A 12744-nucleotide genomic window follows, 5' to 3' on the forward strand; every position below is an offset into this window, starting at 1 on the left:
GGCATCGGATGATCCGGCCGAAGAACCGGATCAAATCATCTGTCGCGCGCACGACGCAATCGATCGCGGCGGGAGATGGACGCTGCAAGGGAAGCCGTCGACCTCCAAGAGAATGTTCGATCCGGCGACGATATTGCCGGACCCGTCGCGCAGTGGCGTCGGATACGGCATGAAGCGGACCTTGTTGCCGTCAGGACGCTCGAGGATGGCCTGGACGCCGCGCACGGCACGGCCTTCCCTGAGGGCAACCGCCATTGGACATGCCTCGTGGGGAAGTGCGGAGCCGTCCGTCTCGTAAAGCCTCCAGGCACCGCACCAGCGAGCCTTGCCGAGCACGGGTCGGAAGCCCCAGAGTTTCGCGGCGGCATCATTGTAATAGGTCAGCCAGCCCTCGGCGTCCGTGGTGTAGAGAGCGGCTGGAATCTGGCGAAAGAGTTCGGCCCGAGACGGCTCGTAATTCCAATCGGAATCCGGTGCGTCGAAATCGTAGTCGATGCCTTCGAAATCCATTGTACTCCCCCACGACAGACGGGCCGGGCGCCCATGGCGAAAACCGGAACTCCGGTCTCCGTTTGCCCCCATCTGTCGCGAGTCCCTGTGAGCCCTCCGGCCGCTTTCGCGGGTCGCTGAAGGCTCTTCGGTGTGCACCGGCGAAGGCGCGCACTCCAGATCGTCCAACCCTGCAAGATTGTGCCTGGACAGCTTCCGGGGGCGGTTGCTGTCCCGACGCCATGACCGGAATGACCAGTCTGGGCTCTCAAGTAGGGTCCTATGCGGACATGCCTTTACAAACATGAAAACAGTTTCCGTGCAAGTGTCGCAAGCTTATGTTGCAACGCGATATTTTACTTTCTGTCGAGTGCCATCGTCCGAACGCTCCACGCAGAAAACGATCGACGCCGCACTGCGAGATCGACCGTTGATGGAGGAGTCGCGGATCCCCTATGGTCGGCGCCATGGACGCGATCGCGATCGACTTCGAAACGGCCAACGAGCGGCGCGACAGCGCCTGCGCGGTCGGCCTCGCTTGGATCGACGGCGGACGCGTCGTACGCCGGGAGACGCGGCTGATTAGGCCGCCGGAGCTGCGTTTTTCACCGGGTAATATCCGGGTCCACGGCATCCTGCCGGCGGATGTACGCGGCCAACCGAATTTGCCCGAGGCGATGGCTGAATTCCTGCCGGACCTTTCGGATCGGCTGGTACTCGCCCACAATGCCGGCTTCGATATGAGCGTACTTTCGGCATCGCTCGCTGCCTGGGGCAGGCCCGTCCCGGCGGTGAAATATCTGTGCACCCTGCGGATCGCGCGGCAGGTGTTTCCGGATCCGGCCGGATGCGGGCTAGCCAAGGTCGCCGGACGGCTCGGCATCCGCTTCGAACATCACGATGCGGGCGAGGATGCCTATGCCTGCGCCGAGATCGCCCTCGCAGCCATGCGCGAGCGAGACGCAAGGAGCGTAGCCGAACTGCCAGGCCTGCTAAAGCTACCCGCACTCGTGCTGTCGGGCGGCTACCGTCCGGACCCGGAGGATGCCCGCTCGACCGCATCGCGGGCGCTGCTCGTCGGACGCAGGCCGCCGGGCAAGGCCGATCTCGGCCTACGCTTCGCCATCCGCGGCAGCACGGGCAACCGTTATGAGGTCGTGCTGGAGGAGCGCAGCACCGGCCCCTATCTGCGCTGTGACTGCATCGCCGGCCGTCATCGCAAGCGTTGCCGACATGTCGACGCCATCGTCGAAGGCGACGTCACCGCTTTGGTCTCAGGCAATTTCGGGGATGTCGAACGCCTGCGCGTTCGCCTCACCGCTGCGATGACGCCGGTGGAACCGCTACGGGTCAGATCGCCGATCGAATCCCGGCGTCAGGCCAGCTTCGGGTAGAAGCGCTCAGCGACGGCGAGGAGCAGGATTGCGCAATGGCTCGATGCTGACGGCACGACGCCAAAGCTGCAGCATGATCCAGGCGGCGCCGAGGCTGAACAGTGCCATCAGTACATGTCCGACGGTGTCGCCGAGCTCGAACAGGCCCGCCAGCGCCCAACCCGCAGCCACGGCCGCGGCAAACACTTCGGTTCCGACCAGCACCATCAGGCTGACGATCGTGATCAGGTTGCGGGTGTTCACGGGCTCGGACCTGTCTGTGGCTCAGTTGCACGCGCAGTAGCCCGACAGGCCCCACACGTGCAACCAAAGTCTGTCTAAGTGCTCACCGGGGAGCGCGCTTGGCCAGGATACGCTGCAGCGTGCGACGGTGCATGTTCAGACGGCGCGCCGTCTCCGAAACGTTGCGCTGACACAGCTCGTAGACGCGCTGGATATGCTCCCAACGCACCCGGTCCGCCGACATCGGGTTCTCGGGCGGATCGGCACGCTCGCCCGGCTGGGCCATCAGCGTGCCGTGGATCTCGTCGGCATCGGCAGGCTTCGCGAGGTAGTCGAAAGCGCCGAGCTTCACGGCGGTTACGGCGGTGGCGATGTTGCCGTAGCCGGTGAGCACCACGCCCCGCGCCTCGGGACGACGCTCCTTGAGGCGGGCAATCACGTCGAGGCCATTGCCGTCGCCGAGACGCATGTCGACGACCGCGAAGGCCGGGGGCTCGCGGTCGACGGCGGCAACGCCCTCGGCCACGCTCTCGGCCACATGGACGTTGTAGCCACGCGCTTCCATCGCGCGGGCAAGCCGGGTCGAGAACGGACGGTCGTCGTCGAGGATCAGCAGGCTGCGATCGGTGAAGGCAGCCAGCGGATCGGCATCGGACAACACCGCAGGATCGGTTCCCTGCGTCGGCGCACCGGTGTGCGTGAGCATGTGATGTTCCTTGTTCGGTCTATGCTTTGACCACTTATATGGGCGCCGTTCCGCGTTCGGGCAGTGGCCACATTGAATTGGGCGCAACAAAATTGTTCGCCAAAGTTCCGCGCTCGAAAATGTGGCGCGCCCAGGAGATCCGCGCCACCGCACCTTTCATCCCCGGAGTCGAGGCATTCGAAAGGCTGAGCTGCGCACCCGAGCGCTCGATCAGGGTCTTTGCGATGAACAGGCCGAGCCCGAGACCCGAGCCGACCGTGTCGGGAGAGGTCGAGGGGCCGGGGCTACGGGTGGTGACGTAAGGTTCGCCGGCGCGCAGCAGGACTTCACTCGGAAAGCCCGGCCCGTCGTCGCGGAACTCCAAGGAGACCCGATCCAAGGTCCAGCGGGCTTCGACCAGCACGCGCGATTCCGCGAAATCGACGGCGTTGTCGAGGATGTTGGCCAGCCCGAAGGTCACGCCGGGATTGCGACGGCAGGACGGCTCCGGCCCTTCCCCGCTCTTCGAGACCTCGACGGCGATGCCGAGCGCGCGCTGCGGGGCGACGAGTTCCTCGATCAGATGGCCGAAACTCAGCGTCTGGAGGAAGCCTTCGTCCTCGTCCAACGAGGTCAGCTTCGAGAGGATGCCGCGGCAGCGGTCGACCTGATCGCGCAGGAGCTTGAGATCGTCCGCCACCGCCTGCGTCGCCGTGGGGCCGAGCTGCCGGTCGAGTTCCTTGGCCACCACCATGATGGTGCCGAGCGGCGTGCCGAGTTCGTGCGCAGCCGCCGCCGCCAGCCCGTCGAGTTGCGAGAGGTGCTGCTCGCGGGCGAGCACCAGTTCGGTCGCGGCGAGCGCCTGGGCCAGCTGCCGCGCCTCCTCGGCGACGCGCCAGGCGTAAACGCCGGTGAAGGCGGTGCCGAGCAGGATCGCGGTCCAGACGCCGGAGACATAGAGGAACGGCAACTCGATGCGCCCATCGGCGAACCAGGGCAGCGGCCGATGGACCAGGGCCAGCAACGTCGCCAGCCCGATCGCGAGCATGCCGAGCGCCAGAGTCCGCTCCGGCGGCAGGGCCGTGGCCGAGATCAGAACCGGGGCGAGGAAGAGCAGCGAGAATGGATTCTGCAGCCCTCCCGTCAGGAAAAGCAGGGCGGCGAGTTGCACGATGTCGAAGGCGAGCAACAGCGCCGCCGAATCGTCGCTGAGCCGGTAACTCGCCGGAAAGCGGATGCGCAGCGCCAGGTTCAACCAGGACGAGACGGCGATCACCAGGAAGCACCAGCCGAACGGCAGGCGCAGCCCGAGTCCGAATTGCGCACCGAGGACCGCCGCGCTCTGGCCGGTCAGCGCAAGCCAGCGCAGGCGCACGAAGGTGTCGAGCCTGAGATGCCGGGCGTCGTTGACGCCGGCTCCGCTGCCCAGGTCGTTCATGTGCTCAAAACGTTCATGACGGTGTCCACAACTTTGGAAGGCCGGCCGTCGACCCAACTGCCGGCGAGATGGAACGGCCGAAGCTGTCGCGCGTCATCGCCGGTTCAGGCCACATGCCGGAAGAACCGGCGCGCGGAATCGTTCCCTGAACCGGGATTGCCAGAAAGACAGATTTGGCTCGGCGTGCCGGGTCTCCGACAGATCCTGGAACCGCAGCCGCGCAAAAGGGCCACGCCAAAGGGAGTCGTCATGGATCTCGCCTACGTCTGGTACGAAACCATGAGGGCAATGCTGGCCCCGGCCCGGCTCATGGCCGACATGACCCGGCACGGCCTGCAGAACCCGGCCAACCCGCTCGCCTACTCACAGTACTTGCGGCCGCTCACCGCCGCCTGCGAGATGTTCGAGCGGGTGACGCGCCGCTACGGCAAGCCGGCCTTCGGCTTCGACAACACGATCGTCGACGGCGTGGCCGTGCCGGTCTCCGAGCGCGTGGTCTGGTCACGGCCGTTCTGTAACGTCATCGCCTTCGATCGCGGTCTCGTGCACGGACCTGCCGAACCGGATCCCAAGCTGCTGATCGTGGCGCCGATGTCCGGCCACTACGCCACGCTTCTGCGCGGCACCGTCGAGGCGATGTTGCCGAACCATCGGGTGTTCATCACCGATTGGGCAGATGCGCGCATGGTGCCGCTGCTCGACGGCCATTTCGACCTCGACACCTACATCGACTATCTCCGCGACATCTTTCGCGATCTCGGGCCGGACCTGCACATCATGGCAGTGTGCCAGCCGGCCGTGCCGGTGCTCGCGGCAGTCGCCCTGATGGAAGCGCAGGAGTCTCAGTACGTCCCGGTCTCGATGACCCTGATGGGCGGCCCGATCGATACGCATCGCTCGCCCACAGCCGTGAATTGCCTCGCGCAGGAGCGTGGCATGGGCTGGTTCGAGCAGAACTGCATCACGCTGGTGCCGGCGATCTATCCCGGCGTCTTCCGGCGCGTCTATCCGGGTTACCTGCAGCTCTCGGGCTTCATGGCGATGAACCTCGATCGCCACGTCACCGCGCACAACGACATGTTCCATCATCTCGTCACCGGCGACGGCGAATCCGCCGAGAAGCACCGCGACTTCTACGACGAGTACCTCGCGGTGATGGATTTGACGGCCGAGTTCTACCTGCAGACCGTGCAGACCGTGTTCGTCGACCGTTCGTTGCCCAAGGGCGAGATGATGCATGCCGGCACGCGGGTCGATCTCGGCGCAATCCGCCGCTGTGCGATCCTCGCGGTGGAAGGCGAGAACGACGACATCTCGGGCGTCGGCCAGACCAAGGCCGCCCTCGACCTGACCCCAAACCTGCCCGCCGAGCGCAAGGCCTATCACCTGCAGGAAGAGGTCGGCCATTATGGTGTGTTCAACGGCTCGCGCTACCGCTCGGTGATCGCGCCACGCATCGCCCGCTTCATTCGCGAGATGCAGGGAACGCCCACCGCCAGCCGCTATCTGCGCGAGGTCGGCTGAGGGCCGGAACATCTCCGCCGCAGATGAGAATGGTCTGCGGCCTCCAGCGTGGCTATGCCCATTCTGAGACACGGCTTATGGTGCCGCTTCCGGCACGGCTACCCGAACGTGACAGCACGGACGGGGACGAGCCTAGGCGGTCAGGAGGCCGGATATCCGCGTCATGGTAGCCGCGTTGAGATCCATGCTGTTGCGGACACCCGATCCGGATTTCCTGGAAGTCTGGCACGAGGGCGTCGGCCTGCACGTCGTCCTGCGTCGGCGACCGACGGCGCGGCGGCTGACGCTGAGGGTCTCCAACGCCACCGGCGAGGTCATCCTGACGCTGCCGACGCGCACCTCGTTCGCGGCGGCTCAGAAATTCGCCGTAAGCCATGGCGGCTGGATCGCTGCGCGGCTTGCCAAGGTACCGGCGCGGGTGGCCTTCGAGCCGGGCGCCAGCATTCCGTTGCGGGGCGAGATGCATCGCATCGTCCATCGCCCGGGGCGAAGCGCATCGGCCGCCGAGCGGGCGGGCGACGAAGCAGTGCTCGCGGTATCGGGCGAAGCCGCGCACGTGTCACGCCGGGTGCGCGACTTCCTGCAGCGCGAGGTCCAGCGCGACCTGGCTTCAGCAGCCGACATCTATGCGGGCCGCCTCGGCGAGCGGCCGAAGCGCATCACGGTGCGGGACACGCGCAGCCGCTGGGGCTCGTGCACGGCGACCGGCGAACTGAACTTCTCCTGGCGGCTGATCCTCGCCCCGCCGGTCGTGCTCGACTACCTCGTCGCCCACGAGATGGCGCACTTGCGCGAGATGAATCACTCGGCCCGCTTCTGGGCGTTGACGAACGCCCTCTGCCCGAACGTCGACGAAGCCGAGCGCTGGCTCAAGCGGCACGGCTCGGAACTGCACCGCTACGGCTGAACCCGGTCTTCGGTCCGGCAGCGCCGTCAGCCCTTCGTGCGCACCGAGGTCCGGCGCAGCACACGCTCGGCAGGCCAGGCTGGGCGCGGGTCGGTATGGCCGGGCCAGAGGGTGCGCGGGGCGACGTTATCGCAGACCTCGCGCTGGCGAACGATCGGCTGGCCGAGCCGGTCCCGGCGCACGATCGTTCCACCTTCGTGGCAGAACCCTGCCATCGCCGCAGAGCTGCCGCCACGGCGCCCGCCCACCGCGACAGGCGGATGCTCGATCGTCAGGGGTGCCTGATGGTTGAGCGAGCGCTCCTGATAGGTCGTCGTCGCCTCGGGCGGGAGATAGTCCGACTCCTCGAATGGGAGCGAGAGCGCGGAGGCCGCGCCGGTCCCTGCAAGGAGCCACAAGGCGGGCAGAGTGAGGCGGCGGAGCGCGATTCGACGCATGGGGAAATCCGGACAGGAGCTTTCGACAGGATTAAGCCGTGAATGGTCGTGGCGATAGCGCGACCCGGCCACACTCGGCTGCTTCGCGTTCATCGGCAGCTTCCAGCGCTCGGATCCGTGGCCAGGGATGACCGCGGCGCGCCTCGCGGATCGGACCCTACCAAGGCCAGATTGGAACCTTCGCTGCCTCGTACCGTTCCGGTTGCCAGATAGGCCGTCGCGTCAAGCCGACGCACCTTAAAGGAGACCTGCGATGAGCAGCACAACCGACAAGATCAAGGGGACCGCCAATCAGGCCGCCGGCTCCATGAAGCAGAGCGTCGGCAAGATCACCGGCAATACCACGCTCCAGGCCGAGGGGCATGCTCAGGAAGCCAAAGGCACGACGCAGAAGACCGTCGGCAACGCCAAGCAAGGCCTCAAGAACCTCGCCGACAAGGTGAAGGCCGGCTTCTAGTCCGGGAGATAATTGCCGGCGGCTGCGCCCCATGCGCGCGCTGTCGGCGCCCCCTCCCTACGACACGGGAAACCTCGTGCGATGTCGCATTAAGAGGCTTCCCGAATTTTTTCTCCTTCGCGTCGCCGTATCCCGGGCCGTCAGCGGCCCAGAAATGCGATGCCTTAGAAAGACGTATCGATGAACCGAGATCAGATCGAAGGCGGAATCCGCAACATCCGCGGCCGTGGCCGCAGTGCCATCGGTGCTGTGACCGGCCGCGCCCGTCCGCAGGTCGAAGGCGCCTACGAGCAGGTCGCCGGCGTCGCCCAGTCGGCCTACGGTCGCGTCCAGGACCGCGCCGAGCGGCTGCACCGTGACGGCCGCGACTTCGCGGAGGATGCCGCCAAACGCGGTCGCAGCTTGCGCGACGACGTTTCCCAGCGAGGCCGCGCCATCAGCGACGAGGCGGCGGAGCGTGGCCGATATTACGGTCGCGAGGTGAGCGATCGCGGCCGTGCCGTCTATGCGCGGGCTGAAGAGAACAAGGGCACGACCCTTGCGCTCGTCGCCGCGGCCGCCTTCGGCATCGGCTGGCTGCTCAGCCGCCGCCGCTGACCTCCTCAGCGCGCTTGACGATCGAACCGGCTTGCCGCTCCTGTGCGGCGAGCCGGGTTCCGGCGGGATGCTCGACGAGGGGGCCATGCCGGCACGCGCCTGGCGCGATCTGACCACGGTGGATGTCGCGGCGCGCGACATGGCGCGTACCGTCACCGTGATGCCCGTCGCCGCCATCGAGCAGCACGGACCGCACTTGCCGCTCGGTACCGACGCGATCATTGCCGAAGGCTATCTCGAGCGTGTCGCCGCGCTGGTTCCCGACGCTCTCGACGTGCTGACGCTGCCGGTGCAGGCGGTCGGCAAGTCGGACGAGCACGACAGCTTCCCAGGCACCCTTTCGCTCACGACGGCGACGGCCTTGGCGGCTTGGATGGAGATCGGCGCCGGTGTCCACCGGGCCGGCTGCCCCAAGCTCGTCATCGTCACCTCGCACGGTGGCAACAGCGCGCTGATCGACCTGATCGCAGGCGAGCTGCGCGGCCGGTTCGGCACCGTCGTCGTGACGACTTCGTGGAGTCGACTCGGCTACCCCGATGGGCTCGTGCCGGAAGACGAGATCCGCCACGGCATTCATGCGGGCGGGATCGAGACGGCGCTGATGCTGGCGCTGCGGCCGGATCTGGTCCGCACCGAGCATGTTCGGAACTTCCAGCCGCGAACCGTGGCGATCGAGCGCGATTTCTCTCTGCTCCGCGCCGGACGGCCGGCGGCCTTCGCCTGGAAGGCCGAGGACCTGCATGCCTCCGGTGCGATCGGCCATGCCGCGCTGGGCACAGCGGAGGTCGGCGCGGCGATGCTCGAGCATGGCGCGCGCCGCTTCGTCGAACTGCTCGGCGAGGTCTCCCGCTTCGAGCTCTGACCTCGGAAGCCGAAGCTAACCGGCGAACAAGCCCGCGATGTCGGCCTCTTCCATGATCCGGTAGCGGCCGGCCTCGAGATCCTGCGGCAGTTCGAGCCCACCGATCTTGTCACGGTGTAGCGCGGCGACATGGTTGCCGATGGCTGCGAACATGCGGCGGACCTGATGGTAGCGGCCCTCGCTCAGCGTCAGGGCGGCATGGGTGGCGTGGTGGACCTCCAAGACGGCCGGCAGCAGCGGTTTCTCTTCCCCCTCCAGCATCAGCGTGCCGGAGGCAAAAACCCGTTCCTCGTCGCCGGCGAGTGGCCTCTCCAGCGTCACCTGATAGCGCTTCGCCACATGGGCCTTCGGCGAGATGATCCGATGCAGCAGGGCGCCGTCGTCGGTGAGGAGCAGGAGGCCGGAGGTTTCCTTGTCGAGGCGGCCGACGGTGGAGAGCGCGGGGTCGCGGTGCCGCCAGCGCTCGGGCAGCAGGCCGTAGACGAGCGGGCCGGTCTCCTTGTGCGAGCAGGTCACGCCCAGGGGCTTGTGTAGCAGCAGCGCGACGCCCGGCAGCGGATCGAGCGGCTCGTCGTCGATCGTCATGCGCGCGGACAGATCGGGATCGAGCGCGATGCGCCCGGCCGCGTCCCTCACGGGCTCCCCGTCGAGGAGGACGGCGCCGGCGCGGGCCAGACCCTGGATCTCGCGACGGGAGCCATACCCGAGATTGGCCAGCAGCTTGTCGAGACGGACGGCTTTACCTTGAGGAGCGGACTTGCCGCCGCTCATTTCCGAGCCTCGTAGACCTTGAAGCCGCCCTCGGAGGCGACGGGCGTTACGGTGCGGAATGCGGCGCGCAGGGGCGCCTCGTAGGGCAGATGCTGGTTCGCCGTGATCCAGAGCGTGCCGCCCGAGCGCAACGCGTCCGCGGCGCGTGCGATGAAGACCTTGCCGAGCGCCTGATCCTCGGCGCCGCCATCGTGGAAGGGCGGGTTCATCACCACGAAATCGAGGCGGGTCAGGGCCGGGTCGGGCTGGCGGATGTCAGCCCAGCGGATCGTGGCGCGCGGATCGACGACGTTGCGGCGGGCCATCTCGACGGCGCGCCGGTCGATGTCGATCATGGCGAGGCTCGTGACCGTCTCGGCGTGCAGCACGGCAAGCGCAAGGATACCGAGACCGCAACCGAAATCGGCGCCCTTGCCGGCGAGCTTTTTTGGGAGGTGCTTGAGCAGCAGCGCGCTGCCGGGATCGACTCGGTTCCACGAGAAGATACCGGGCTGCGTGCAGAGTGCGAGGTTGTCGACATGGCGCGAGCGGCCCTCCTCGATCGCCTCGTCGAGTCCGTCGAGGGATGCCGGACGCGAGACCGTGCAGATTCGCTGGTGTCGACGGGCCTCCTCCGACACCGCGCAGCCGAAACCTGCGAGTTCCTTGCCGAGTCGGCTACCGCCCCGATCCTTCGGCGCCAGGACGACCAGCGTTTCACCGGGCGAGAGTGCGCGCAGGACGAGCGCAAGAGCGTAGCGGCGCTCGGCCGTACCCGGCGGGGCGAGCACGACGGCGGAGCCCGGCAGCGCGGCCGTCTGCATGTCCTCCAGGCGCGCAGACCCCGGGATGAGCGGAGAGACCTGAAGCGCGTCCTGGGGCACGTCGACGAGTTCGTCGGACGGAAGGCCGTAAACGACGGGCCGCACGGTAGCGGCTCCGCTCTCGAGGTTTGACATGATCGGGGAGGGACTCATTCGGGGTCGTTACAGGCGGACGGCGAATCCCTTTCGGTTCGGAGAATCGCGCCGAGTCCGGTCTTTTACAGGCTTTGGCCGGCGTCCGGCACGACTGCGCTGTTGATGGCCGCACCGTTTGCGCATGTGACGCAGCGACGGGTTGGCATCGACACCCGGGAATTCCCGTCGCAGGCCGGAGACGGCCCGTCAGTCGCATCGATGACGAGGACAGGCCGCCGCTGAATCAGCCTCTCGGAAACTCCAGGCCCATCTCGCGGTAGCGGGCGGGATCGTCGGCCCAGTTCTCGCGTACCTTCACGTGCAGGAACAGGTGAACCTGAGCCTCGGCGACCTCGGCGATGTCGCGCCGGGCCGCCTGTCCGATCGCCTTGATGGTCTGGCCGGCCTTGCCGAGCACGATTGAGCGCTGGCTCTCGCGCTCGACGAAGATCGTCTGCTCGATGCGGACCGAGCCGTCGCTCTTGATCACCCACTGGTCGGTCTCGACGGTGGAGCGGTAGGGCAGTTCCTCGTGCAGCCGGTCGTAGATCTTTTCGCGGGTAATCTCGGCGGCGAGCATGCGGATGGGAGCGTCGGAAACCTGATCCTCCGGGTAGAGCCATGGGCTCGGCGGCATCCGGGCGGCGAGCGCCTTGCGCAGATGCGGGACGCCGTCGCCGTTCAGCGCGGAGATCATGAAGGTGTCCTCGAAGGGCGCCCGCGCGTTCACGGCCTGCGCCAGTTCGAGCAGCTTTTCGCGGGCGATCAGGTCGATCTTGTTGAGGATCAGGAGTTTCGGCCGCCGCACCTCGGGCAATTTCGACAGAATGGACTCGACCTCCTCGTCGATGCCCTTGCGCGCGTCGATCAGCAGGCAGAGCGCGTCCGCGTCGCCCGCGCCGCTCCAGGCCGAATGCACCATGGCGCGATCCAGCCGGCGCTTCGGCGCGAAGATGCCGGGGGTGTCGACCAGGATGACCTGGGCGCTGCCCTCCATCAGGATGCCGCGCACCTGGGTCCGCGTCGTCTGCACCTTTCGGGAGACGATCGTGACCTTCGCGCCGACGATCGCGTTCAGCAGGGTCGACTTGCCGGCATTCGGCACGCCGATGAGCGCGACGAAGCCGGCCTGGGTGTCGACGGGCTTCAGGGCTGCTGGCTCGCTCTCGGGTGCGCCCGACACCGTGCCGTCGGTCTTGTTCTCGTCGGGCGCCTGTCCCTCGATGTCGGTCATTCCGGTCCGTCCTGCGTGGCGCCTGCGGCACCGATTCCCTCGCGGTCGAGCACGGCCTGTGCCGCTTCCTGCTCCGCGAGCCGTTTAGAGCCGCCGCGTCCGAGCCCCTGTTCGACGCCCGACACGCGCGCGGCGATGACGAAAATCGGGGCGTGGTCCGGGCCCGAGCGCTCCACTACCTCATACACCGGAATCGGCAGCGCCCGCGCCATCGCCCACTCCTGCAACGCCGACTTGGCGTCACGCCCACGCGGTGCGGCGGTGTCCTGCTCGGGACGGAAGGCCGCGCGCACGATCGCCTTGGCCGCAACATAGCCGGCATCGAGGAACACGGCTCCGAGGATCGCCTCGCAGACATCGGCCAGGATGGTCTGGTTGCGCCGGCCTCCGCCCTGAACCTCGCCGGGGCCGAGATTGAGATGCGGCCCGACCTCCCAGGTCTCCGCCACGGATGCACAGGTTTCGCGGCGCACGAGCCCGGCGAGCCTGCGCGACAGGTCGCCCTCGTCGGCCTGCGGAAATGCCTCGTAGAGCAGGTCAGCCACGGCGAGACCGAGAACGCGGTCGCCCAAGAATTCGAGCCTCTGATAGCTGCCGATACGGCCACCATCCGCCTTGCTGACATGGGTTAGCGCCAGCGGCAGCAGGTCCCGGTCGGCGAAGCGATGGCCGATCGCGGTTTCGAGAACGTCGATCGCGGGTCTCGGGCGATGCGCGCGCCGGGCGCGACTCGATAGACGTCCCTGCTGTCCGTCGTCCGCGGGAGTCTTCTCAGTTTCGGCCGTCACA

The 12744-nt window shown here is 67.3% G+C and carries 15 protein-coding genes; 6 read left to right on the forward strand and 9 right to left on the reverse strand.

The window, feature by feature from the left end:
- Positions 1 to 30: 30 nt before the first annotated feature.
- The gene (locus FV217_RS02870; protein ID WP_147814103.1) at positions 31 to 510 is read right to left on the reverse strand and encodes a PAS domain-containing protein; all 480 of its coding nucleotides are present in this window, start codon (positions 508 to 510) and stop codon (positions 31 to 33) included.
- 446 nt (positions 511 to 956) lie between these two features.
- On the opposite strand from FV217_RS02870, the gene FV217_RS02875 reads away from it, so the two are divergent.
- Positions 957 to 1883: a 3'-5' exonuclease gene (locus tag FV217_RS02875; RefSeq protein WP_147814264.1), complete on the forward strand. Its 927-nt coding sequence runs from the start codon at positions 957 to 959 to the stop codon at positions 1881 to 1883.
- 6 nt (positions 1884 to 1889) lie between these two features.
- On the opposite strand, the gene FV217_RS02880 is transcribed toward FV217_RS02875, so the two are convergent.
- From FV217_RS02880 to FV217_RS02890, 3 genes are all read right to left on the reverse strand, one after another.
- Positions 1890 to 2126: a hypothetical protein gene (locus FV217_RS02880; protein ID WP_147814105.1), complete on the reverse strand. Its 237-nt coding sequence runs from the start codon at positions 2124 to 2126 to the stop codon at positions 1890 to 1892.
- Positions 2127 to 2208: 82 nt separating this feature from the next.
- On the reverse strand, positions 2209 to 2811 hold the full coding sequence (locus FV217_RS02885) for an ActR/PrrA/RegA family redox response regulator transcription factor (protein WP_147814107.1): 603 nt from the start codon (positions 2809 to 2811) through the stop codon (positions 2209 to 2211).
- Between the two features lie 34 nt (positions 2812 to 2845).
- On the reverse strand, positions 2846 to 4228 hold the full coding sequence (locus tag FV217_RS02890) for an ActS/PrrB/RegB family redox-sensitive histidine kinase (protein WP_147814109.1): 1383 nt from the start codon (positions 4226 to 4228) through the stop codon (positions 2846 to 2848).
- A 249-nt stretch (positions 4229 to 4477) separates the two neighbouring features.
- Here FV217_RS02890 and phaZ point away from each other — a divergent pair, with 249 nt between their 5' ends.
- Both phaZ and FV217_RS02900 read left to right on the forward strand, forming a co-directional pair.
- Positions 4478 to 5752 (forward strand): polyhydroxyalkanoate depolymerase, encoded by a 1275-nt coding sequence (phaZ, locus tag FV217_RS02895; RefSeq protein WP_147814111.1) that lies wholly within the window; start codon positions 4478 to 4480, stop codon positions 5750 to 5752.
- Between the two features lie 175 nt (positions 5753 to 5927).
- The gene (locus tag FV217_RS02900) at positions 5928 to 6659 is read left to right on the forward strand and encodes a SprT family zinc-dependent metalloprotease (RefSeq protein ID WP_147814266.1); all 732 of its coding nucleotides are present in this window, start codon (positions 5928 to 5930) and stop codon (positions 6657 to 6659) included.
- A 26-nt stretch (positions 6660 to 6685) separates the two neighbouring features.
- On the opposite strand, the gene FV217_RS02905 is transcribed toward FV217_RS02900, so the two are convergent.
- A complete protein-coding gene (locus FV217_RS02905) occupies positions 6686 to 7096 on the reverse strand; it encodes a hypothetical protein (protein ID WP_147814113.1) in 411 nt (136 codons plus the stop codon).
- A gap of 253 nt (positions 7097 to 7349) precedes the next feature.
- On the opposite strand from FV217_RS02905, the gene FV217_RS02910 reads away from it, so the two are divergent.
- From FV217_RS02910 to FV217_RS02920, 3 genes are all read left to right on the forward strand, one after another.
- The gene (locus FV217_RS02910; RefSeq protein ID WP_147814115.1) at positions 7350 to 7553 is read left to right on the forward strand and encodes a CsbD family protein; all 204 of its coding nucleotides are present in this window, start codon (positions 7350 to 7352) and stop codon (positions 7551 to 7553) included.
- 180 nt (positions 7554 to 7733) lie between these two features.
- Entirely contained in the window at positions 7734 to 8150 is a 417-nt protein-coding gene (locus FV217_RS02915; protein WP_147814117.1) for a CsbD family protein, read from the forward strand.
- Between the two features lie 85 nt (positions 8151 to 8235).
- Positions 8236 to 9012: a creatininase family protein gene (locus FV217_RS02920; protein ID WP_147814268.1), complete on the forward strand. Its 777-nt coding sequence runs from the start codon at positions 8236 to 8238 to the stop codon at positions 9010 to 9012.
- A 15-nt stretch (positions 9013 to 9027) separates the two neighbouring features.
- On the opposite strand, the gene FV217_RS02925 is transcribed toward FV217_RS02920, so the two are convergent.
- The 4 genes from FV217_RS02925 to rnc form a co-directional block, all read right to left on the reverse strand.
- On the reverse strand, positions 9028 to 9783 hold the full coding sequence (locus tag FV217_RS02925; RefSeq protein ID WP_147814119.1) for a pseudouridine synthase: 756 nt from the start codon (positions 9781 to 9783) through the stop codon (positions 9028 to 9030).
- Complete coding sequence (locus FV217_RS02930) at positions 9780 to 10721, reverse strand: methyltransferase (protein ID WP_147814121.1); 942 nt, start codon at positions 10719 to 10721, stop codon at positions 9780 to 9782. Before FV217_RS02930 ends, FV217_RS02925 begins: the two co-directional genes overlap by 4 nt.
- A gap of 244 nt (positions 10722 to 10965) precedes the next feature.
- Positions 10966 to 11955: a GTPase Era gene (era, locus tag FV217_RS02935; RefSeq protein WP_147814122.1), complete on the reverse strand. Its 990-nt coding sequence runs from the start codon at positions 11953 to 11955 to the stop codon at positions 10966 to 10968.
- Positions 11952 to 12743, reverse strand: coding sequence for a ribonuclease III (rnc, locus tag FV217_RS02940; RefSeq protein WP_147814124.1), 792 nt, complete (start codon positions 12741 to 12743; stop codon positions 11952 to 11954). The genes era and rnc overlap by 4 nt, the downstream gene beginning before the upstream one ends.
- Position 12744 lies beyond the last annotated feature (1 nt).

This window comes from Methylobacterium sp. WL9 (assembly GCF_008040035.1).
GTDB classification, from domain to species: Bacteria; Pseudomonadota; Alphaproteobacteria; order Rhizobiales; family Beijerinckiaceae; genus Methylobacterium; species Methylobacterium thuringiense.

What these genes read in the sequence shown, in the direction of transcription:
- FV217_RS02870 (WP_147814103.1), bottom strand. Translation starts at nt 510, where the DNA reads ATGGATTTCGAAGGCATCGACTACGATTTCGACGCACCGGATTCCGAT.
- FV217_RS02875 (WP_147814264.1), top strand. Translation starts at nt 957, where the DNA reads ATGGACGCGATCGCGATCGACTTCGAAACGGCCAACGAGCGGCGCGAC.
- FV217_RS02885 (WP_147814107.1), bottom strand. Translation starts at nt 2,811, where the DNA reads ATGCTCACGCACACCGGTGCGCCGACGCAGGGAACCGATCCTGCGGTG.
- FV217_RS02890 (WP_147814109.1), bottom strand. Translation starts at nt 4,228, where the DNA reads ATGAACGACCTGGGCAGCGGAGCCGGCGTCAACGACGCCCGGCATCTC.
- phaZ (WP_147814111.1), top strand. Translation starts at nt 4,478, where the DNA reads ATGGATCTCGCCTACGTCTGGTACGAAACCATGAGGGCAATGCTGGCC.
- FV217_RS02905 (WP_147814113.1), bottom strand. Translation starts at nt 7,096, where the DNA reads ATGCGTCGAATCGCGCTCCGCCGCCTCACTCTGCCCGCCTTGTGGCTC.
- FV217_RS02910 (WP_147814115.1), top strand. Translation starts at nt 7,350, where the DNA reads ATGAGCAGCACAACCGACAAGATCAAGGGGACCGCCAATCAGGCCGCC.
- FV217_RS02915 (WP_147814117.1), top strand. Translation starts at nt 7,734, where the DNA reads ATGAACCGAGATCAGATCGAAGGCGGAATCCGCAACATCCGCGGCCGT.
- FV217_RS02920 (WP_147814268.1), top strand. Translation starts at nt 8,236, where the DNA reads ATGCCGGCACGCGCCTGGCGCGATCTGACCACGGTGGATGTCGCGGCG.
- FV217_RS02925 (WP_147814119.1), bottom strand. Translation starts at nt 9,783, where the DNA reads ATGAGCGGCGGCAAGTCCGCTCCTCAAGGTAAAGCCGTCCGTCTCGAC.
- FV217_RS02930 (WP_147814121.1), bottom strand. Translation starts at nt 10,721, where the DNA reads ATGTCAAACCTCGAGAGCGGAGCCGCTACCGTGCGGCCCGTCGTTTAC.
- era (WP_147814122.1), bottom strand. Translation starts at nt 11,955, where the DNA reads ATGACCGACATCGAGGGACAGGCGCCCGACGAGAACAAGACCGACGGC.